The sequence below is a fragment of the Rhodoferax mekongensis genome (assembly GCF_032191775.1).
Lineage (GTDB): Bacteria > Pseudomonadota > Gammaproteobacteria > Burkholderiales > Burkholderiaceae_C > Allorhodoferax > Allorhodoferax mekongensis.
Genome location: NZ_CP132507.1, coordinates 3,306,116 through 3,326,188, shown reverse-complemented (window position 1 = coordinate 3,326,188; position 20,073 = coordinate 3,306,116). Strand labels below are relative to the sequence as shown.

The 20,073-nt window shown below is 60.3% G+C and carries 19 protein-coding genes and 1 tRNA gene; 10 read left to right on the top strand and 10 right to left on the bottom strand.

Going from position 1 to position 20,073, the window contains the following annotated elements; translation table 11 throughout:
• Positions 1-30 precede the first annotated feature (30 nt).
• From RAN89_RS15800 to RAN89_RS15760, 9 genes are all read right to left on the bottom strand, one after another.
• Positions 31-2,856, bottom strand: coding sequence for a nitrate reductase (locus RAN89_RS15800; protein WP_313867195.1), 2,826 nt, complete (start codon positions 2,854-2,856; stop codon positions 31-33).
• A 10-nt stretch (positions 2,857-2,866) separates the two neighbouring features.
• Entirely contained in the window at positions 2,867-3,250 is a 384-nt protein-coding gene (nirD, locus tag RAN89_RS15795; protein ID WP_313867194.1) for a nitrite reductase small subunit NirD, read from the bottom strand.
• A 79-nt stretch (positions 3,251-3,329) separates the two neighbouring features.
• Positions 3,330-4,124: a type IV pili methyl-accepting chemotaxis transducer N-terminal domain-containing protein gene (locus RAN89_RS15790; protein ID WP_313867193.1), complete on the bottom strand. Its 795-nt coding sequence runs from the start codon at positions 4,122-4,124 to the stop codon at positions 3,330-3,332.
• Positions 4,125-4,141: 17 nt separating this feature from the next.
• Complete coding sequence (gene nirB / locus RAN89_RS15785) at positions 4,142-6,598, bottom strand: nitrite reductase large subunit NirB (protein WP_313867192.1); 2,457 nt, start codon at positions 6,596-6,598, stop codon at positions 4,142-4,144.
• Positions 6,599-6,759: 161 nt separating this feature from the next.
• On the bottom strand, positions 6,760-7,578 hold the full coding sequence (locus RAN89_RS15780; RefSeq protein ID WP_313869417.1) for an ABC transporter ATP-binding protein: 819 nt from the start codon (positions 7,576-7,578) through the stop codon (positions 6,760-6,762).
• Between the two features lie 11 nt (positions 7,579-7,589).
• The gene (gene ntrB / locus RAN89_RS15775; RefSeq protein WP_313867191.1) at positions 7,590-8,525 is read right to left on the bottom strand and encodes a nitrate ABC transporter permease; all 936 of its coding nucleotides are present in this window, start codon (positions 8,523-8,525) and stop codon (positions 7,590-7,592) included.
• Between the two features lie 9 nt (positions 8,526-8,534).
• Positions 8,535-9,779 (bottom strand): CmpA/NrtA family ABC transporter substrate-binding protein, encoded by a 1,245-nt coding sequence (locus RAN89_RS15770; protein WP_313867190.1) that lies wholly within the window; start codon positions 9,777-9,779, stop codon positions 8,535-8,537.
• 390 nt (positions 9,780-10,169) lie between these two features.
• The gene (locus tag RAN89_RS15765) at positions 10,170-10,817 is read right to left on the bottom strand and encodes an ANTAR domain-containing response regulator (RefSeq protein WP_313867189.1); all 648 of its coding nucleotides are present in this window, start codon (positions 10,815-10,817) and stop codon (positions 10,170-10,172) included.
• Positions 10,818-10,867: 50 nt separating this feature from the next.
• On the bottom strand, positions 10,868-11,620 hold the full coding sequence (locus RAN89_RS15760) for a GNAT family N-acetyltransferase (RefSeq protein ID WP_313867188.1): 753 nt from the start codon (positions 11,618-11,620) through the stop codon (positions 10,868-10,870).
• A gap of 63 nt (positions 11,621-11,683) precedes the next feature.
• On the opposite strand from RAN89_RS15760, the gene tsaD reads away from it, so the two are divergent.
• Positions 11,684-12,739 (top strand): tRNA (adenosine(37)-N6)-threonylcarbamoyltransferase complex transferase subunit TsaD, encoded by a 1,056-nt coding sequence (gene tsaD, locus RAN89_RS15755; protein WP_313867187.1) that lies wholly within the window; start codon positions 11,684-11,686, stop codon positions 12,737-12,739.
• A gap of 80 nt (positions 12,740-12,819) precedes the next feature.
• Here tsaD and RAN89_RS15750 read toward each other — a convergent pair whose 3' ends face one another.
• A complete protein-coding gene (locus tag RAN89_RS15750; protein WP_313867186.1) occupies positions 12,820-13,209 on the bottom strand; it encodes an Hsp20/alpha crystallin family protein in 390 nt (129 codons plus the stop codon).
• A gap of 320 nt (positions 13,210-13,529) precedes the next feature.
• On the opposite strand from RAN89_RS15750, the gene rpsO reads away from it, so the two are divergent.
• The 9 genes from rpsO (at position 13,530) to RAN89_RS15705 (ending at position 20,063) form a co-directional block, all read left to right on the top strand.
• Positions 13,530-13,796 (top strand): 30S ribosomal protein S15, encoded by a 267-nt coding sequence (gene rpsO, locus RAN89_RS15745; protein ID WP_313867185.1) that lies wholly within the window; start codon positions 13,530-13,532, stop codon positions 13,794-13,796.
• A 218-nt stretch (positions 13,797-14,014) separates the two neighbouring features.
• Positions 14,015-16,120, top strand: coding sequence for a polyribonucleotide nucleotidyltransferase (gene pnp, locus RAN89_RS15740; protein ID WP_313867184.1), 2,106 nt, complete (start codon positions 14,015-14,017; stop codon positions 16,118-16,120).
• A gap of 68 nt (positions 16,121-16,188) precedes the next feature.
• Positions 16,189-17,202, top strand: a complete 1,014-nt coding sequence (locus RAN89_RS15735; RefSeq protein ID WP_313867183.1) for an NAD(P)H-quinone oxidoreductase — start codon at positions 16,189-16,191, stop codon at positions 17,200-17,202.
• The gene (gene tpiA, locus RAN89_RS15730) at positions 17,199-17,951 is read left to right on the top strand and encodes a triose-phosphate isomerase (protein WP_313867182.1); all 753 of its coding nucleotides are present in this window, start codon (positions 17,199-17,201) and stop codon (positions 17,949-17,951) included. Before RAN89_RS15735 ends, tpiA begins: the two co-directional genes overlap by 4 nt.
• 25 nt (positions 17,952-17,976) lie before the next feature.
• Positions 17,977-18,336 carry a preprotein translocase subunit SecG gene (secG, locus tag RAN89_RS15725; protein ID WP_313867181.1) on the top strand — a complete coding sequence of 120 codons (360 nt, stop codon included), beginning with the start codon at positions 17,977-17,979 and terminating at the stop codon, positions 18,334-18,336.
• A gap of 117 nt (positions 18,337-18,453) precedes the next feature.
• A tRNA-Leu gene (locus tag RAN89_RS15720) sits at positions 18,454-18,538 on the top strand.
• 64 nt (positions 18,539-18,602) lie between these two features.
• Entirely contained in the window at positions 18,603-18,962 is a 360-nt protein-coding gene (locus tag RAN89_RS15715; protein WP_313867180.1) for an NADH-quinone oxidoreductase subunit A, read from the top strand.
• A 4-nt stretch (positions 18,963-18,966) separates the two neighbouring features.
• A complete protein-coding gene (locus RAN89_RS15710) occupies positions 18,967-19,446 on the top strand; it encodes a NuoB/complex I 20 kDa subunit family protein (RefSeq protein WP_087494533.1) in 480 nt (159 codons plus the stop codon).
• 8 nt (positions 19,447-19,454) lie between these two features.
• Positions 19,455-20,063 (top strand): NADH-quinone oxidoreductase subunit C, encoded by a 609-nt coding sequence (locus RAN89_RS15705; RefSeq protein WP_313867179.1) that lies wholly within the window; start codon positions 19,455-19,457, stop codon positions 20,061-20,063.
• The last annotated feature ends 10 nt before the right edge of the window (positions 20,064-20,073 follow it).

Genomic DNA, 20,073 nt, shown 5'->3' with positions numbered 1-20,073 from the left:
GGTGAAGCCAGATAACTTTCGGCTATGTCCTTATGCCGCAGCCACGGACGCGGTGGCAGGCGTGGCTTTGACCATGCGTTGCAGCTGCGGAATGCAAGAGCCGCAGTTGGTTCCACATTGCAAGGCCTTTTGCAACTGACCCAAGCGCTCGGTGTCGCTGCCGGTGCAGCGCAAAAGCGTGTCGGTGATGGCAAGGTCGCTCACGTTGAAGCAGGTGCAGACGGTTTTGCCCTTGCTGAGCACCGGCAGGGGTGGTTGGGCGCCGCCAGCCAACAGGGCGCGGCCGTAGTTTTGTGCAGGTTGTTCTTCCCGCAGCAGGGCCGCCATCCACTCGCGGGCCTGGGTATCGCCACTGAGCAAAAAGCCCTCCAGTGTGGCGTTCACGGTGCTGCGCTGCAGCCGCACCGCACGGCGCTGGCCGCGCTTGGGGTCGGCATAGCGCACGGCGTCCTGCCCGTGCAGGTCCAACAGGGCTTCGATCTGCGCCAGCAGTGCATCGTCCGCAGGGGCACTGCCGGCCGCGCGGAACATCACACCGGTGCGACCGGCTTGGCCCAGCGCAGCGTCGTTGCCAAAGAGCACGCAGCTGGCGAACTCAAAGCGCGCCATCAGGGCCTGCAACTCGGTGCGGCGCTCCAGTACCTTGTCGGCGGGCAACCAGGCCAGCGCTGTCACGCCCCAGGGCATGTCGGCTTTGAGCACTTTGACGGCCGCGTGTTTGAGCTCGGGTTGTTTGGAGTCGGGGCAGAACACGGGGCTGGTCAACGCGTTCACGCCACCCAAGCGCTCGCCAGTGTTGCTGTGGCCGCTCAAAAATTCGTCTCCCCAGTGCATGGGCAGAAACACTTGGCTCAAGCCCACTTCGGTGCTGGCCTGCACCGGCGCGAGGATGGAACCACGCTTGCTGGTGATGTGCACCAAGTCACCCTCAGCCAATAGGCGGCGCGCCATGTCTTGCGGGTGCATGTGCAAGGCAGGCTCGCGCACATGGCCGAACAGGCGGCCCAGCGTGCCGGTGCGGCTCATGCCGTGCCACTGGTCACGCAGGCGGCCGGTGGTCAGGGCAAAGGGGTAGCGCGCCTCGCGTGGTTCGGCCACCGGGGTGTAGGGCGCAGCCACAAAACGGGCACGGCCCGTAGGCGTGGGGAATACGCCATCCTCATACAAACGCACTTTGCCGCTGGCGGCGCCTTCGGGCATAGGCCATTGCAGCGGAGTCGCCTCCAGCTGCGCGTAGCTCATGCCGGTGATGTCCAAGTCCCGGCCCCGGGTGCTTTCGCGGTGCTCGTTCCACACCGATTCGGGCGTGGGGTAGGGGAACAGCGTTGGCAGGGCAGGGGTGCGGCCCAGGGCCGATTCCAAGCGCTGCGCGAAATCCACGGCAATCGCCCAGTCGTGGCGCGGACCGTTGTCTTGCGGTCCGGGTGCAGCGACAGCGGCGCGCACTCGGGAGATGCGGCGCTCGCTGTTGGTGACCGTGCCTTCCTTCTCTCCCCAGGTGGTGGCGGGCAGCAGCAGGTCCGCGTAGCGGGCGGTGGCGGTGGTGGCAAAGGCCTCTTGCAGGACCACAAATTCGGCGCGTTCGAGGGCACGGCGCACGGTGGCCTGGTCGGGCAGGCTCTGAGCCGGGTTGGTGCAGGCAATCCACAGCGCCCGGATCTCGCCATCGGCAGCGGCCTGGAACATTTCGATGGCGGTTTTGCCCGGCTTCTCGGGCACGGCGGGCACGCCCCAGAGGGACGCCACTTCGGCGCGGTGGGCAGGGTTGGCGAGGTCGCGGTGACCAGAGAGTAGGTTGGCCAAGCCACCTACTTCGCGCCCGCCCATGGCATTGGGTTGGCCGGTCAGGCTGAAAGGGCCGGCGCCCGGCTTGCCGATCTGGCCGGTGGCCAGGTGCAGGTTGATGAGGGCGGTGTTTTTGGCGGTGCCGGCGCTGGACTGGTTCAGCCCCATGCAATACAGGCTCAGCGTAGCGGGTGATTGCGCAAACAGCCGTGTGGCCTCCATCAGCTCGGCCTTGCGGATGCCGCAGACGGCGGCCACCGCGTCAGGCGTGCAGTCGCGCACCAGGGCCTTGAGCGCATCAAAGCCCTCGGTGTGGGCGGCCATATAGGCTGCGTCCGTCCAGCCTTCCCACAGCATGAGGTGCAGCATGCCGTTGAACAGCATCACATCGGTGCCGGGCTGGATTTGCAGGAAGAGGTCTGCGGCCTCGGCCGTGTCGGTGCGGCGTACATCCACCACCACGATTTTCAGCGCGGGGTTGGCGGCCTTGGCGTCTTCAATGCGGCGGAACAGGATGGGGTGGGCATAGGCCGCATTCGAACCGGCGATGAATAGCGTGCTGGCCAGCCCCAAGTCTTCGTAGCTGGCAGGTGGCGAGTCCGCGCCCAGTGTTTTTTTGTAGCCGGCCACTGCGCTGCTCATGCAGAGGCGGGAGTTGGTGTCGATGTTGTTGGTGCCGATCAGGCCCTTGGCCAGTTTGTTGAAGGCGTAGTAGTCCTCGGTAAGCAACTGGCCGCTCACATAAAAGCCCACGGCGTCCGGCCCGTGGTCGCGGATGACCTGGGCAAACTTCGTGGTGGCGGTGTGCAGCGCACTGTCCCACGTCACCGCCTCCGGTGTGCTACCCCGTTGCAGCCGCTGCAGGGGCTGCAGCAGGCGGGTTTGCAGGGTGACTTCAGCGGTGGCCGTCAGGTGCAGCGTGCTGCCCTTGGAGCACAGCCGCCCGAAGTTGGCGGGATGTTGCGGGTCGCCCTTGACGCCGGTAATCTGATTGCCAGAGCTCTGGATGATGACGCCACAGCCCACACCGCAGTAGGGGCAGGTGGAGCGGGTTTCCTTGGGGCTGAACACAGGCTAGGGCCTAGACGGAAGCAGTACGACGGGCGGGCCCCGCAATGGGGCGCACCAGATCGGTGCCGTGGCTTTGGAGCTCTGCGGCATCCAGATACACCACGCCATCCTCCAGCTTGACGCTGAATTTGGGCGTGCAGCCCTCATCGGGCGCACTGGCCTGGCCGTCACACAGGCCTATGGTCCAGTTATGCAGGGGGCAGGCCACGCTGGTGCCGAACACAATGCCTTGGGAGAGCGGGCCACCCTTGTGCGGGCAGCGGTCCAGCAAGGCGAACACTTCGTCCTGGCTGTTGCGGAAGATGGCGACATCGAGTCCGGTGCGGCGCTCCACGCGGCGGGAGCCGAGTACGGGGATGTCTTCAAGGGTGCAGATGCGGGTCCATTCGGTCATTTCTGTCTTCCGGTTTGCTATGGTTTCAGTAGCTGCTTGCGCACATTCAATCGGCGCTACAGCATGATTTTGTATGTCATCACACCTTGACGGCAGCGTACAGGCCGGTTACCCGGTCCATCACGCTGAGCAGGTTCTCGCTGGCCAGAAACACGTCGGCCATGGGGCGGGGGCGTTGGGCGCCTTCTTGCAGGTTGTTCAGGGCGCTGTCAAAGAACACCCACTGCGCTTCACCCAATGCCAATTCGCTCTTGATGCGGTCAGTGGCCTCTGGCGCATTTTTCAGGAGGCCCATGGCGGCGGTGAACTCGCCACGGGCTTTGGTGATTTCCACACCGGCCGTGGCAGCGTCCACCGGCAAGGTGGTGGCCAGGTAAAACTTGGCCATGCGCTGACTCAGCATGCGCTGGCGTCCTGCGATGTTCACCAGTTTGCCTACCGGCTTGGCCAGCGCCGCCTCGTATTGCTGGGTGCCCTGGTGGGCCAGTGCGAGCACCTTGGCATCCTGCTGCAACAGGGCCGCTGCGGTCTCGCGGGATGGCGCTTTGCCGACCAACAGGCCTTTGTAGTCGCTCCAGGCGCTCTCCAGCTTGGTGTAGGTGGCCAGCACCTCGGGGTTGGGTGCGAAGGCCTTGAGTTCCACCAATTGCCGGTCAAACAACGCGATGGACTTGTCCAGTACCGTTTGGGCACTGGTTTTCTCTACATTGAGCAGCAAGGCCAGCCAGGCCTTGCCCATGCGCTGGCTCAGCATGCGCTGGCGGCCGGCTTTGTTGATGGCGTCGCTCAGGTCTACGACCTGCGCTGTGGCGGTCGGCAAGGCCAGCACCAAGGCGCTGGCGCCTGCAGCAGTGATCAAGCTTCGGCGTTGCATGTCGGTTCCTCCCCAGCTCAGGCCACGGCCACTGGCGCGAACTGGCGGGTGTCCACCTGGGCATCCTGAAAATCGAACCACGGGTCGGGCTCGCCGTCCAAAGCGAACAGTAGCTCTTCGTTCAGGGCTTTGCGGCCTTCGGCGTCTTCGAGGATGCGCTTCTTGATGTAGTCCAGGCCCACACGGCTCACAAAGTGCACGGTGCGTTCCAGGTACCAGCCCTCCTTGCGGTAGAGCTGCATGAAGGCGCCGGTGTACTCCAGCACTTCTTCACGGGTCTTGAGCTTGACCAAAAAGTGCGCCACCTCGGTTTTGATGCCACCGTTCCCGGCGATGTACATCTCCCAGCCGCTGTCCACACCGATGATGCCTACGTCCTTGATGCCGGCCTCCGCGCAGTTGCGCGGGCAGCCGGACACGGCGTACTTCACCTTGTGCGGTGCATACATGCGCCAGTGGGCGCGCTCCAGGTCTTTGCCCATTTGGGTGCTGTCCTGGGTGCCCATGCGGCACCACTCTGAGCCCACGCAGGTCTTCACGGTGCGCAGGGCCTTGGCGTAGGCGTGGCCGCTGGGCATGCCGATGTCTTGCCACACGGCTTGCAGGTCTTCCTTCTTCACGCCCAGCAAGTCGATACGCTGGCCGCCGGTGACCTTGACCGTGGGGATCTTGAACTTGTCCACCGCGTTGGCAATGCGGCGGAGCTCGTCGGCTGTGGTCTCGCCACCCCACATGCGCGGGATAACGGAATAGGTGCCGTCCTTCTGGATGTTGGCGTGGCTGCGCTCGTTGATAAAGCGGCTTTGCGGGTCATCCTTGGCGAGCTTGGGCCAGCTGCTGATGAGGTAGTAGTTCAGCGCGGGGCGGCAGCTGGAGCAGCCGTTGGGCGTCTTCCAGCCCATGCCTTGTTGCACCTCGGCAATGGTGAGGTACTTGTTGGCGAAGATGGCGTCGCGCACCTCCTGGTGGCTGTGGTCAGTGCAGCCGCACATAGCTTTTTTCTTGGGCGTGGCGGAGTAGTCGCCGCCCGCGGTGAACATGATGATCTGCTCCACCAAGCCGGTGCAGGAGCCGCAGGATGCGCTGGCCTTGGTGTGTTTTTTCACCTCGTCCAGGGTGAACAGGCCTTTTTCCTTGATGGCCTTGCAGATGGTGCCTTTGGTGACCCCGTTGCAGCCGCAGACCTCGTCGCTGTCTGCCATGGCTGCTGCTTTGTTTTGGCCCTGGTGGCCCACGTCCCCGATGTTCGCGCCGCTCTCGCCGAACATCAGCTTGTCGCGGATGTCGGCCACGTTGCGGCCTTCGCGCAGCAGCTTGAAGTACCAGCTACCGTCCACCGTGTCGCCGTACATGCAGGCGCCCACCAGCTTGTCATCCTTGATCACGAGCTTTTTGTACACGCCGCCGAAGGGGTCGCTCATCACGATCTCTTCAAACCCTTCGCCGCCGGTGAAGTTGCCGGCAGAGAACAGGTCGATGCCGGTGACCTTGAGCTTGGTAGAGGTCAGCGAGCCCTGGTAGCGGCCAATGCCGTACTCCGCTAGATGGTTAGCCGCCACCTTGGCCTGCTCAAACAAAGGGGCGACCAAGCCATAGGCAATGCCGCGGTGAGCGGCACATTCGCCCACGCTGTAGATGCGGGCGTCGGTCACGGTTTGCATGGTGTCGGTGACTACGATGCCGCGGTCCACATGCAGGCGCATGCTCTGCGCCAATTCCGTGTTGGGACGGATGCCCACGGCCATGACCACGAGGTCGGCAGGCACCTCGGTACCATCTTTGAACTTGATGGCTTTGACGCGACCGTCCTCACCACCCACCAGCTCTTGGGTTTGGGCCCCCATCAGGAACTGCAGGCCGCGTTCTTCCAGTGACTTTTGCAGCAGGCCGCCGGCCACGGTGTCGAGCTGGCGCTCCATCAACGTGGGCTGCACGTGCACCACGGTGACTTGCATGCCACGCAGCATCAGGCCGTTGGCCGCTTCCAGTCCCAGCAACCCGCCGCCGATGACGACAGCGTGTTTGTATTGGGTGGCCGCCTCGATCATGGCGTTGGTGTCGGCGATGTCGCGGTAGGCGATCACGCCTTGCAGGTCCTTGCCGGGCACGGGCAGGATGAAAGGGTTGGAGCCGGTGCAAATCAGCAATCGGTCGTACTCGGCCTCGGTGCCGTCGGACGCCTTCACCACACGTTTGACGCGGTCTACCTCGGTCACTTTTTTGCCGGCGTGAAGCGCGATGTTGTTCTCTGCGTACCACTCAAAGGAGTTGAGCACGATCTCGTCAAGAGTCTGCTCACCTGCGAGAACGGGGCTGAGCAAAATGCGGTTGTAGTTGGGGTAGGGCTCAGCCCCGAATACGGTGATGTCGTAAAGGTCCGGCGCGACCTTGAGCAGTTCTTCAATGGTCCGCACACCGGCCATGCCGTTGCCGATCATGACCAGCTTTTGTTTTTGTTTGATTCTCATGTCCATGGTGCTCTCCAAACTGCGGCGACAGAAAACAGGCGTTTCAAGGAACCTTCACGGTCCGTAGAAGCCTGGTCGACGCGAACAAATCAAATGTGGCTGTTAGCCCCCCCTTTCCGCCCCGGAGGGGGTGGAAAGGGGCTGGGGGATAGGGGGGGAAATCCGCCTTAAGCGGCTTTCTCCACATGCCCCTGCCGCGTATACAAAAAGTCAATCACCGCCTTGCGATAACCCAGATATTCGGGGCTGTCGGCCAAAGCCACACGGTTACGGGGGCGGGGCAGGTCCATGCTCAGCACTTCGCCGATAGTGGCGGCTGGGCCATTGGTCATCATCACGATCTTGTCGGACAGCAGCACGGCTTCGTCCACATCGTGGGTCACCATGACCACCGTACTCTCGGTGCGGGCCACGATCTCCAGCAGCTCGTCTTGCAGCTTGGCGCGGGTCAGCGCATCCAGCGCGCCGAAGGGCTCGTCCATCAACAAGACTTTGGGCTCCATGGCCAGCGCACGGGCAATGCCCACGCGCTGCTTCATGCCACCGCTGATTTCACCGGGGCGCTTTTGGGCAGCTGCTGTGAGGCCCACCAAGGCCAGTGCAGCATCCGTGCGTGCCATGAGCTGGGCTTTGGTCTCTGCCGGTGCGCCAGGGTTGCGGGTGCCGAACACGCGCTCCACGCCGATGTAGATGTTCTCGAAACAGGTCAGCCAGGGCAGCAGCGAGTGGTTTTGAAACACCACCGCGCGCTCGGGGCCGGGGCCAGCAATCTCGCGGCCGGCGCAGATCAGCGAGCCTTGGGTCGGCATGGTCAGGCCCGCAATCAGGTTCAACAAGGTGGACTTGCCGCAACCGCTGTGGCCGATAAGGGCCACAAACTCGCCCTTGGCCACGTTGAGGTTGATATTACGCAGTGCGGGAAACAAGCCCTTCTTGGTCTTGAAGGTCTGGTCCACGCCCTGGATTTCGATGTATTTCGAGTTCATGGATTCGATGCTCATGACTTCACCTCTTCAAATGTGAATGCAGTTGCCAACTTGATGAGCGCGTACTCGAGCAGCAGACCTACGATGCCGATCACGAAGATGGCGATGATGATGTTCTTGACGTTGAGGTTGTTCCACTCGTCCCACACCCAGAAGCCGATGCCCACGCCGCCGGTCAGCATCTCGGCGGCGACGATCACCAACCAGGCCGTACCGACCGCCAGACGCACACCAGTCAGCATGTAGGGCAGCACGGAGGGAAAGAGGATCTTGGTGACGATCTTCCACTCGCTGAGGTTGAGCACGCGGGCCACGTTCATGTAGTCCTGTGGCACGCGCTGCACGCCTACCGCGGTGTTGATGATCATGGGCCAGATGGAGCAGATAAAGATGGTCCAGATCGCAGCAGGGTTCGCACCCTTGAACACCAGCAAACCAATCGGTAACCAGGCCAGTGGTGATACCGGGCGCAGCAGGCTGATCAGCGGGTTGAACATGCGGCTCAAAAACTCAAACCGCCCGATCATGAAACCGACCGGAATACCCACCACCGCCGCCAGACCGAAGCCCACGGCCACGCGCTTGAGCGAGAACAGGATGTTCCAGCCCACGCCCTGGTCGTTGGGACCTTTGCTGTAGAACGGGTCACTAAAGATCACGACCGCCTGCTTCCAGGTCTCCAGCGGGCTGGGAATGGAACTGGCGGTGCCTATGCTCACCATGGCCCAGATGCCGATGAGCAAGGCGATCCCGAAGATAGGTGGCAAGACCTTGAGCAGCAGGCCGCTCCAGTCGAAGCCTGGTGTCGGCTGTTCCTGCCAAGCCGGTGTTGCAGTTTTGGCATCTTTCAGCTTGCTAGCGCCCGTGGAATTTGCGGGAGAAGCTTCTGTTTTGATAGCAGAGCCTTCGGCCGCTGCAATCGGTGAGTGGAATACGGCGCTGACCATGTCGGCTCCTTAGGCTTTGATTTTGAAACCGTCGGCGTATTTCTTGGGGTCCTTGCCGTCCCACACCACACCGTCGATCAGCTTGCTGCTGCGCATGTCGCTCTTGGGCAGGGGTGTCTTGGTAGCGGCTGCGGCTTGCTTGTAGATCTCGATCTGGTTGATCTGTTTGGCCACGGCGAGGTAGTCAGGATGGTCTTTGAGCAAGCCCCAACGCTTGTGCTGGGTCAGGAACCACATGCCATCCGACAGGTAGGGGAAGTTCACCGCGCCGTCGTTGTAGAACTTCATGAAGTTCGGGTCATCCCAGGTCTTGCCCAGACCGTTCTGGTAGCGGCCCAGAATGCGCTGGTTGATGGCGTCCACGCTGGTGTTCACGTAGCTCTTGTCGGCAATGGTTTCAGCCATCTTGTTCTTGTTGGACAAGCCGGCGTCAATCCACTTGCTGGCTTCCAGAATGGCGGCGGTCACCGCGCGGGCGGTGTTGGGGTACTTCTTCACAAAGTCACCGGTTGTGCCCAGCACCTTTTCAGGATGGTCTTTCCAGATGTCCTGGGTGGTAGTCGCCGTGATGCCGATGCCATCGATGATGGCGCGGTGGTTCCAGGGTTCGCCGACGCAGAAGCCATCCATGTTACCCACACGCATGTTGGCAACCATCTGGGGTGGGGGCACGGTGATGGCCTTGGCATCTTGCAGCGGGTTGATGCCGTTGGCCGCGAGCCAGTAGTACAGCCACATGGCGTGGGTGCCGGTGGGGAAGGTTTGCGCAAAGGTGTATTCACGCTTCTCGCTGGCCATCAACTTGGCCAGACCTGCACCGTCCACAGCGCCTTTCTCAGCCAGCTTTTTGGACAGGGTGATCGCCTGGCCGTTGTTGTTCAGGGTTGCCAGCACCGCCATGTCTTTCTTGGGGCCGCCGATGCCGAGGTGCACGCCATAGACCAGGCCGTAGAGTACATGGGCAAAGTCCAGCTCGCCGTTGACCAGCTTGTCACGCACGCCGGCCCAGCTGGCTTCCTTGGTGGGGATGATCTTGACGCCGTATTTCTGGTCGATACCCAGGACGGAGGCCATCACCACGCTGGCGCAGTCGGTCAGCGGGATGAAGCCGATTTTGACTTCTGTTTTCTCAGGAGCGTCGGAACCTGCGGCATACACCGCAGCGCGCAGCGCAGGGTCAATGCCGATGGCGCCCACGGCAGCGGTTTGCAGAACAGCGCGGCGGCTGAGTTTGGCTTTCAGAAGATCCGTCATGTCAGTAGCTCCAGAAGGTTTAAACACACAAAACAAAGGCAGAAAACAAAAAAGGCGTCCACACGGGGTTCGACGCGCTGTGCGCAATCGAACCCGTGGGGACGCCTTTGTCCTTTTGCATTCACCCAGCCCGCCGTTGGACGGGGCGTTTGCATGACCGTTGCCGGTCTTGTCAGGACTAATGCAATGTCTGTGCCAGGTGTTTTATGCCGCTTCGAACATGTGGGCTTCCATGGTGCGGGCCTGAATTGCTATGAAATACATAGCTGCTTGCGCAATAGACATCGGCGCTAGGGGTGTTTCTATCTATGAAGGCCGAAAGAAAGGTCGGGTGCGGGGTGCGCGTGCACTGCAATTGTGCAGCGCACCAAATCAGGTTGTGCTGTGGCGTCAGCCCAGTAAGTCCGCCACGTCCAGCATGCGCTGGGCGACTTCCACGATCTTCAGGTTCTTGTCCATCGCGGTTTTGCGCAGTTTGGCGTAAGCGGCCTCTTCGCTGAGCTGCTGCCGCTGCATCAGCAGGGTTTTGGCCCGGTCTATGACCTTGCGGTCTTTCAGGGCGGTGGAGAGTTCGTTCAGCTCATTGCGGGTGTCTGCCAGTTCGCGGCGCAGCGCCTGGTCCTGCTCAAAGCGGGCCATGGCCACATCCAGAATCGGCCGGATGCGCTCGGCTTGCAGGCCAGCCACGATGTAGGCCGACACACCCGCTGCCACGGCTTCGCGGGCGGTACGGGTGTCGTGATCATTGGTGAACATGACGATGGGGCGGCGCTCATCGCGGGTGGCCATCACCACGTGTTCCAGGGCATCCCGTGCGTCGCTCTCCGCGTCCACGATGATCATGTCAGGCTGCAACTGCGCGAGCCTTTCCGTCAAAAACACGTCAGCAGGCAGGGAGGCGATCAGGTTAAAGCCGCTTTCCAGCAGGCCTATGCGCAAGCTGCGCGAACGTTCGGCCTGGTCCAGCGCGTGGGTGTCCTCCGGGTCTTCGACGACCAGGTCAGAGGTGATCACAACAATACGCAGGGGCTCAGACATGGGAATTAATTGACGCAAGATTCACGCCAAAGATGGGCTGGGGTGCGGTGTCATGCTCGCCAATAGTGGTAGGTCCACGCCGTGGCGAAGCCGTTTTGGGCATAGAGCGCGCGGGCTCCTGCGTTCTCTGCCTCGACTTGCAAAAACGCGTCTTCGATACCTCTGCGCAATCCTTCCTGTGCCAATGCCGCGAGGATGGCGCTGGCCATGCCGCGTTGGCGTTGCGTCAGCACGGTGCGCATGCCGTGGATCCCCATCCAGCCGCGACTGAAACTGGCAGTGCCAGCGGCGCAGGCCTGATTGCCATCTACGACCGTGGCATACATCACCACTTCACTGCGACTCAGGGCGGCAATACGGGCCTCCCCATCCAGCCTGTCAAAGCCCGGTGCTGTGTAGACCGAGCGCCATGCGGCATCCGGCGCGTGCCGCAGCACGACGGTGTGTCGATATGGCGTACGCGCCAAGGTGCCGGTTTTCCCGGTTTGAACGAGTGTGGGTTGCTGGGGGCTGTATCCCTGTCGGCGCAAGGCGTACAGCAAAGGCTGCAGACCGGGTGTGACCGCCAAGCGCCACGCGGGGGCGAGTTGGTGCTGGCGATAGCGCTGGGCGATGTGTGTGATGTCGTCAACGGACAGCCCCTCGTGCTGCAGCGGGACGGCACTTTTCGCGCGGCCTATGGTGGTGGCTTCAAAAGGCAGCAACCAGCCGGGCAGGGTGTCGTCCACCACCTGCGGGGCCACGGCATCGAGGGTGGCACGTTCGATGTTGGCAATGTCAGCGGGGAGGAGCAGGTCTGGCATGGGGTCATTGTGCCGCCTGAACAACCCCATCCTCTACACTCGGCGCCTCTGAAGGAAACAAGCATGCTGGTGTTGGGGATCGAGTCGTCGTGTGATGAAACAGGTGTGGCCATGGTGCAGTTGCAGGGCGATGCGGTGCCCACGCTGCTGGCGCACGCCCTGCACAGCCAGATCGAGATGCACCAAGCCTTCGGTGGCGTGGTGCCCGAGCTGGCCAGCCGCGACCACATCCGCCGCGTGCTGCCCCTGACCCGCCAGGTGTTGAATGAGAGCGGCCGTACTTTGCAAGAGGTGGATGTGGTGGCCTACACGCGTGGTCCGGGTCTGGCCGGCGCCTTGCTGGTGGGGGCCGGTGTGGCCTGCGCGCTGGGTGCCGCCTTGGGCAAGCCCGTGCTGGGAGTGCACCATCTGGAAGGTCATTTGCTGTCGCCGTTTTTGAGCCAAGACCCGCCTGAATTTCCGTTTGTGGCCTTGCTGGTCTCCGGTGGGCACACCCAATTGATGCGGGTCGATGGCGTCGGGCGCTACGAATTGCTGGGAGAAACCATCGATGACGCGGCGGGCGAGGCCTTTGACAAATCCGCCAAGCTGATGGGGCTGGCGTATCCCGGCGGGCCTTTGCTCTCCAAGCTCGCGGAGTCGGGCGACCCCAAAGCGTATGCACTGCCGCGGCCGCTGTTGCACAGCGGTAATCTGGATTTCTCGTTCGCCGGGCTTAAAACCGCAGTACTGGTGCAGAGCCAGCGCATGCTGGCGGCAGGTGGTGTCACCAGCTTTCAGGATTTGCCTTTGCAACAGCAGGCCGATCTGGCGGCGTCTACCCAAGCAGCCATCGTGGAAGTCTTGCTGAAGAAGTCCGTTACCGCCCTGAAGCAGACCGGGCTCAAGCGCTTGGTCGTGGCGGGTGGCGTGGGCGCCAACCGCCAATTGCGCGAGCAGCTCAATGCCGAATGTGCCAAGCGGGGCGTGCGGGTGCATTACCCAGAGTTGCATCTGTGCACCGACAACGGCGCCATGATTGCCATGGCGGCCGCCATGCGCCTGCAAAGCGGCCTGCAGCAGGCTGTGACCGACTACGCTTTTGACGTGAAGCCGCGCTGGCCCCTGCATTCACTGTAAATAGTGCTGCCAGCGCCCATCCATGGTGCGCGAGCAGCTCCTTATTGGATAGCGGATGCAGCGCTCTGCGGCGAATGCACTTACTGGATGCTGAGTTCGACGGAGCTGTCAACCGGCACTTTTTTGGCCAGCTTGAGGGTCAGAACGCCGTTTTCCAGCTTGGCTTCGCTCAGGGCGCTGTCCACCTCTTGGGGGAATTCGTAGGCAGCGCGGTAGCGGCGGGGGGCGTCGTCTTTGCTCTGGATGCGAACCACAGCGCTGTCTATCGTGATGCGCAAATGTTCTTTGGTGATGCCGGGCACGTCCAGGCTCAGGGTGAAGCTGGTTTCGTCCTGGGTGTAGGCGGTCCCGGACTGGCGGGCGGATAGCAGGGCGTCATTCAAAAAACGTTCTACGGTACGTCCGCTGTGGCCGTAGGCTGGGCGACGCAGGGAAGCTGGGAAGGCGGCAGGGGCAGTAGCGAAAAACATGGTGGATTCCTTTTTGAGGGCGGCGTTCACTGTGATCACCGTATGGACCCTAACTGTGTTCCCCTGCCGGCATTTCAAGCAAAAAATGGCAACTTTATTCTTGGCCCAAAGCCCTTGAAAAACCGCGCAGAGCCGTTATTTGGTGCGGGCTTCGGGGGGGAGAACCGTGCAGCCTGCACCGGGATGGCTTAAGGGGTAGGAGGCTGATTTCGCCTGTAGCTCGCTTCGGGATATAATCGACGGGCTTTGCATTGGGCAAGGCGCACGCCAAGAGCCGTTCCAGCACCTGGCGCAAGTCAAAACACCATAAGGAAAAACACATGATCGCTTCCAGCATCAAAGCTGCTGTTGTCAAAGACAACGCCCGTTCCGCTGCCGACACAGGTAGCCCAGAAGTGCAAGTGGCACTGCTGACAGCCCGTATCAACGAGCTGACTCCTCACTTCAAGACCCACGCCAAAGACCACCATGGTCGTCGCGGTTTGCTGCGCATGGTGAGCCGTCGCCGCAAGTTGTTGGACTACTTGAACTCCAAGGACCACGACCGTTATGTGGCCCTGATCACCAAGTTGGGTCTGCGCAAGTAAGCGACTGACTGAATGACGAACGCCTGAGTTAGGTCACTAGCTCAGGCGTTTTTTACTTCGGAGACTGCAAAAACAGAACGAAGCTGTGTCATTCCAAAGCCGTTGCCCGGAAAAGGGCAGTGTTTCTGGAATGGCATCGTGGACTGTGTTGTGGAATCCGGGCTGTGGCGGGATGGCCTGCATCCCCCAATAAATCCGAAACTCACAGGAGATTCACCATGAGCATTTTCAACAAAGTTACCAAGACCTTCCAATGGGGTCAGCACACTGTAACCATGGAAACCGGCGAAATCGCTCGCCAATCCACAGGCGCCGTGTTGCTGGATATGGACGGTACCGTCGTCTTGGCCACTGTGGTCGGCAAAACTGAAGGCAAGCCCGGACAGGATTTCTTCCCTCTGACAGTTGACTATCTCGAAAAGTCCTATGCCGCCGGCAAGATTCCCGGCAGCTTTTTCAAGCGCGAAGGCCGTCCCAGCGAGTACGAGACGCTGACCAGCCGTCTGATTGACCGTCCCATTCGTCCCCTGTTCCCCGAAGGCTTCTTCAACGAAGTTCACGTGGTGGTGCACACCGTGTCCCTGAACCCCGAAGTGGATGCGGACATTGCCTCCATGATCGCGGTGAGCGCGGCCCTGTCCATCTCCGGCATCCCGTTCAACGGCCCTATCGGCGCTGCCCGCGTGGGTTACGTCAATGGTGAGTACGTGTTGAACCCCGGCCAGTCTGCACGCAAAGATTCCTTGATGGACCTAGTGGTTGCAGGTACCGAGGCCGCTGTGTTGATGGTGGAGTCTGAAGCGCAACAGCTGTCTGAAGAGGTGATGCTGGGCGCCGTGGTTTACGGCCATGAGCAGAGCAAGATTGCGATCAATGCCATCCATGAACTGGTGCGAGACGCCGGCAAGCCCGTGTGGGACTGGAAGGCGCCTGCCCGTGACGAGGCCCTGATTGCCAAGGTAGAAGCCTTGGGCAAAGACAAGCTGGTTGCTGCCTACCAGATCCGCAACAAGCAAGCCCGTACCCAAGCCTGCCGCGCTGCCTATGCAGACGTGTTTGCCGGTTTGAAGGCTGACGGCGTTGAGTTCGACAGCGTCAAGGTCGAAGGACTGCTGTTCGACATTGAAGCCAAGATCGTGCGCGGCCAAATTCTGGCAGGCGAACCCCGTATCGATGGTCGCGATACACGCACTGTGCGCGCTATCGAAATCCGTAACGGCGTGCTGCCCCGCACCCACGGTTCCTCCTTGTTCACCCGTGGCGAAACCCAGGCTTTGGTGATCGCCACTTTGGGTACCGAGCGTGATGCACAGCGTATCGACGCCTTGAGCGGCGAGTACGAAGACCGTTTCATGCTGCACTACAACATGCCTCCCTTCGCCACTGGCGAAACTGGCCGCGTGGGTACGCCCAAGCGCCGCGAAATCGGTCACGGCCGTTTGGCCAAGCGCGCTTTGGTCGCCGTTTTGCCGACCAAAGAAGAGTTCCCTTACTCCCTGCGCGTCGTGTCGGAAATCACTGAGTCCAACGGTTCGTCTTCCATGGCTTCCGTGTGCGGCGGCTGCTTGTCCCTGATGGACGCAGGTGTGCCTTTGAAGGCGCACGTGGCTGGTATCGCCATGGGCCTGATCAAGGAAGACAACCGCTTCGCGGTGTTGACCGACATTCTGGGTGATGAAGATCACCTGGGCGACATGGACTTCAAGGTGGCTGGTACCACCAACGGTATTACCGCGCTGCAGATGGACATCAAAATCCAGGGCATCACCAAGGAAATCATGCAAGTGGCGTTGGCTCAGGCCAAGGAAGCGCGCGTGCACATCCTGGGCGAAATGCAAAAGTCCATGGCGGAAGCTCGTACCGAAGTGTCCAACTTCGCGCCCCGTTTGTTCAGCTTCAAGATCAACCCTGAAAAGATCCGCGACGTGATCGGCAAGGGCGGCTCTGTAATTCGTGCGCTGACCGAAGAAACCGGCACCCAGATCAACATCGAAGAAGACGGCACCATCACCATCGCTTCCAGCGATCCAGCCAAGGCTGAAGAAGCCAAGCGCCGCATCGAGCAGATCACCGCAGAAGTCGAAATCGGCAAGGTGTACGAAGGCCCGATCACCAAGATCCTGGACTTCGGTGCACTGGTGAACCTGCTGCCCGGCAAGGACGGCTTGTTGCACATCAGCCAGATCGCCCATGAGCGCGTCGAGAAGGTCACTGACTACCTGTCAGAAGGCCAGATCGTGAAGGTCAAGGTTCTGGAAACCGATGAAAAAGGCCGCATCAAGCTGTCCATGAAGGCTTTGATCGAGCGTCCTGCGCAAGAGTAAACCTTTCGTCTGCTATTGATTTGGTAGCTGCTCGCGCACATTTGGCGCGCGCTACCGGTCAATTCGATATGAGAGCATTTGAAATCACATCTCCCGGTGCACCGGACGTTTTGCGTCTGGTGGATCGTCCTGCGCCGAAGTTCGGGGCAGGGGAGTTGTGCATCCGTGTGAGCGCCAGTGGCGTCAACCGGCCGGATGTGTTGCAGCGATTAGGCAAGTACCCGGCACCAGCAGGCGCATCCGACATCCCGGGTCTGGAAGTGGCGGGCACGATTGTCGAAGGGGATGCTGAGGCGTTGGAGCGAGCCGGTTTTCGTCTCGGAGATCGTGTGTGTGCGCTGGTCGCGGGTGGAGGCTACGCAGAGTTATGTGTAGCACCCGTGGCCCAGTGTCTGCCCGTGCCGGAGGGTTGGTCTGACGTGGAGGCAGCGGGTCTACCGGAAACCTACTTCACGGTGTGGAGCAACGTGTTCGAGCGTGGCCGCTTGCAATCCGGTGAGGTCTTGCTGGTGCAGGGCGGTACCAGTGGCATTGGCGTTACGGCAATCCAGCTGGCCAAGGCCCTGGGTGCCACCGTTATAGCAACCGCCGGATCGGATCAGAAGTGCGCGGCGTGCCTCAAACTGGGTGCCGACTGGGCGATCAACTATCGCACCCAGGATTTCGAGGCGGAAGCAATGCGAATCACGGATGGGCGCGGTGTTGATGTCATCCTGGACATGGTGGCCGGCGCTTATGTGGCCAAGGAGGTCCAGTGCCTCGCTGATGATGGTCGTTTGGTCATCATCGCCGTGCAGGGTGGTGTGCAGTCTGAAGTCAATGCCGGTTTGATACTGCGCAAGCGGTTGACAGTCACGGGTTCCACTCTGCGCGCGCGATCGGTTGCTTTCAAGGCTGCGATTGCAAGCGCATTACGCGAACGTGTCTGGCCACTCTTGTCTGGCGCACGCGTGAATCCGGTCGTGCATCAGGTGTTCACGGTGGGCTCTTCGCAAACGTCAGATGCAGCGGCTCAGGCGCACGCAGTGATGGAGAGCAATGAACATATCGGGAAGCTTGTTTTGAATTGGGAACCTGCATGAAAAAGAAACTGATTGCCGGCAACTGGAAGATGAATGGCAGCCTGGCTGCGAATACTGCTCTTCTGGAGCAACTGCACATTGGTATGCCGGTGGCCCCATGTCTTGTGGCCGTATGTGTACCTGCGGCTTATTTGCATCAGGTCGCGGCTGCCGTCAAGCCCGTAGGTGCTATTGCTGTGGGGGCGCAGGACGTATCAGCTTTTGACTCTGGCGCGTATACCGGTGAGATTTCTGCAGCCATGTTGCGTGATCTCGGTGTCCGTTATGCCATTGTCGGTCACTCTGAGCGTCGCCAGTACCATGGTGAAAGCGATGCTCTCGTTGCGACCAAAGCGCAAAAAGCCCTGGCCTGTGGTGTGACGCCCATTGTGTGCGTGGGCGAAACATTGGAAGAGCGTGAAGCCGGCAAAACAGTGGATGTGGTGAAACGTCAATTGGCTGCTGTGATTCATGCCAATGGCCATTGCATCAGCGAAATCGTGGTCGCTTACGAGCCTGTTTGGGCCATTGGCACGGGCAAGACAGCCACACCTGAGCAGGCGCAAGAAGTCCATGCCGTGTTGCGTGGGCAACTGGCTGCTGCCACGCCGCACGCAGATCGCGTTCACATTCTGTACGGTGGCAGCATGAACGCAGCAAACGCGCAGCAACTTCTTGCACAGAAAGATATTGACGGCGGCTTGGTGGGCGGCGCTTCGCTCAAAGCGGCTGACTTTTTGACCATCATCACTGCCGCGTCGGCAGTCTGATTGAATTTGAATTTAGGAGTAGTTTATGAACATCGTTATCACCATCATTTTAACCGTCCAATTGCTGGCTGCAGTAGCCATGATTGGGTTGATCCTTGTACAGCACGGCAAGGGTGCTGACATGGGTGCTGCTTTTGGCAGCGGCGGCTCCGGCAGCTTGTTTGGTGCCAGTGGAAGTGCCAACTTCCTTTCCCGCACCACCGCCGTATTGGCAACAGTGTTTTTTGTCTGCACGCTGGCGCTGGCGTACTTTGGCAATTTGCGCCCAACCAGCTCCGGCTCGGTGTTGGAGGGCGCTGCTGTGGTGGCTCCAGCCGCTGTGCCCGCTGCTCAGACGGTGCCTGCCACACCTGCATCCGGCGCAGCACAGATTCCAGCGAAATAAACCTCCCTTTAAATCCCATCCCCCCGCTGTGAAGGGGGGAAATTCAGGGTAAACTCTAGGGCTGGTGAATAAGCAAATGCCGAAAGGCTCCTCACGCAAATTCATCAGCTGAGAGCCGCCGTCGTGGTGAAATTGGTAGACACGCTATCTTGAGGGGGTAGTGGCGAAAGCTGTGCGAGTTCGAGTCTCGCCGACGGCACCAGAAAAAATCAGCTTGCACAGGTTCCACTCCTGTAGCAGGTCTTCACGGTGATCAGAATTTCAAGATGAACCTCGATCAATATCTCCCCGTTCTGCTGTTCATCTTGGTCGGTATCGGCATCGGTGTGTTGCCCCAGGTGCTCGGCTACATACTCGGGCCCAACAAGCCCGATGCGGCAAAAAACTCCCCCTACGAATGTGGTTTCGAGGCATTTGAAGATGCCCGGATGAAGTTCGACGTTCGGTACTACCTCGTCGCCATCCTGTTCATCTTGTTTGACTTGGAGACAGCCTTCCTGTTTCCATGGGCAGTATCTCTCAAGGAGCTTGGTTTATTCGGGTTCCTGATCGGTGTCGAATTTGTGGTTATCTTGACCATCGGATTCGTCTACATGTGGAAAAAAGGCGCTCTGGACTGGGAGTAACGCAATGATTGAAGGCGTTTTGAATGAAGGCTTCGTCACGACGAGTTACGACTCGGTTGTGAATTGGGCAAAAACCGGTTCTATCTGGCCCATGACCTTCGGCTTGGCCTGCTGTGCTGTGGAGATGATGCATGCCGCTGCAGCGCGCTATGACATCAGCCGTTTCGGCTCTGAAGTGTTTCGCGCGAGCCCCCGTCAATCCGATTTGATGATCGTGGCGGGTACGCTTTGCAATAAGATGGCTCCAGCGCTGCGCAAGGTGTACGACCAGATGTCGGAACCCCGTTGGGTTCTCAGCATGGGCTCATGTGCCAATGGCGGTGGCTACTACCACTACAGCTACTCAGTTGTTCGCGGATGCGATCGTATCGTTCCGGTGGATGTGTACGTGCCCGGCTGTCCCCCCACTGCAGAGGCACTGCTTTACGGCATTTTGCAATTGCAGCAAAAAATTCGTCGTACTCAGACGATTGCCCGCGCTTGAGGCTGCCAATGACTACTTTTGCAATTCATCCCGAAGTCACCAAGGCCGCTGTGGAAGCGGCCTTGGGCGACAAAGTCAAGGACATTGATATCGCGCTGAACGAGGTGACGGTTCTGGTCTCTGCCCAGAACTACCACGCCGCTGCCGAAATTCTGCGTACTGCGCCAGGATGCCAGTTTGAGCAATTGATAGACCTCTGCGGCGTCGATTACTCTGAATACAAAGAGGGTGCCTATGATGGTCCCCGCTATGCAGTCGTCAGTCACTTGCTGTCCATCAGCTTGAACCAGCGACTGCGCCTCAAAGTGATGGCGTCTGATGACGACATGCCCTTGGTGGCTTCCGTGAACGATATCTGGAATTCGGCCAACTGGTTTGAGCGCGAGGCATTCGATCTGTTTGGCATCATTTTTGAAGGGCATGACGACTTGCGCCGTATCCTGACGGATTACGGCTTCATTGGTCACCCCTTCCGTAAAGATTTTCCTATGACCGGTCACGTGGAAATGCGCTATGACGCGGAGCAGGCGCGAGTGGTGTATCAGCCGGTCACGATTGAAGCGCGTGAAATCACACCTCGCATCATTCGTGAAGACAAATACGGAGGCCTGCAGTAAGCAGTTGACG

Bases quoted from the DNA above. Each gene is read 5' to 3' on its own strand.
- RAN89_RS15770 (WP_313867190.1), bottom strand. From the start codon at position 9,779: ATGACGGATCTTCTGAAAGCCAAACTCAGCCGCCGCGCTGTTCTGCAA.
- RAN89_RS15790 (WP_313867193.1), bottom strand. From the start codon at position 4,124: ATGCAACGCCGAAGCTTGATCACTGCTGCAGGCGCCAGCGCCTTGGTG.
- RAN89_RS15735 (WP_313867183.1), top strand. From the start codon at position 16,189: ATGAGAGCATTTGAAATCACATCTCCCGGTGCACCGGACGTTTTGCGT.
- RAN89_RS15705 (WP_313867179.1), top strand. From the start codon at position 19,455: ATGACTACTTTTGCAATTCATCCCGAAGTCACCAAGGCCGCTGTGGAA.
- RAN89_RS15750 (WP_313867186.1), bottom strand. From the start codon at position 13,209: ATGTTTTTCGCTACTGCCCCTGCCGCCTTCCCAGCTTCCCTGCGTCGC.
- RAN89_RS15780 (WP_313869417.1), bottom strand. From the start codon at position 7,578: ATGAACTCGAAATACATCGAAATCCAGGGCGTGGACCAGACCTTCAAG.
- ntrB (WP_313867191.1), bottom strand. From the start codon at position 8,525: ATGGTCAGCGCCGTATTCCACTCACCGATTGCAGCGGCCGAAGGCTCT.
- pnp (WP_313867184.1), top strand. From the start codon at position 14,015: ATGAGCATTTTCAACAAAGTTACCAAGACCTTCCAATGGGGTCAGCAC.
- RAN89_RS15760 (WP_313867188.1), bottom strand. From the start codon at position 11,620: ATGCCAGACCTGCTCCTCCCCGCTGACATTGCCAACATCGAACGTGCC.
- tpiA (WP_313867182.1), top strand. From the start codon at position 17,199: ATGAAAAAGAAACTGATTGCCGGCAACTGGAAGATGAATGGCAGCCTG.
- nirB (WP_313867192.1), bottom strand. From the start codon at position 6,598: ATGGACATGAGAATCAAACAAAAACAAAAGCTGGTCATGATCGGCAAC.
- tsaD (WP_313867187.1), top strand. From the start codon at position 11,684: ATGCTGGTGTTGGGGATCGAGTCGTCGTGTGATGAAACAGGTGTGGCC.
- RAN89_RS15765 (WP_313867189.1), bottom strand. From the start codon at position 10,817: ATGTCTGAGCCCCTGCGTATTGTTGTGATCACCTCTGACCTGGTCGTC.
- secG (WP_313867181.1), top strand. From the start codon at position 17,977: ATGAACATCGTTATCACCATCATTTTAACCGTCCAATTGCTGGCTGCA.
- RAN89_RS15710 (WP_087494533.1), top strand. From the start codon at position 18,967: ATGATTGAAGGCGTTTTGAATGAAGGCTTCGTCACGACGAGTTACGAC.
- nirD (WP_313867194.1), bottom strand. From the start codon at position 3,250: ATGACCGAATGGACCCGCATCTGCACCCTTGAAGACATCCCCGTACTC.
- rpsO (WP_313867185.1), top strand. From the start codon at position 13,530: ATGATCGCTTCCAGCATCAAAGCTGCTGTTGTCAAAGACAACGCCCGT.
- RAN89_RS15715 (WP_313867180.1), top strand. From the start codon at position 18,603: ATGAACCTCGATCAATATCTCCCCGTTCTGCTGTTCATCTTGGTCGGT.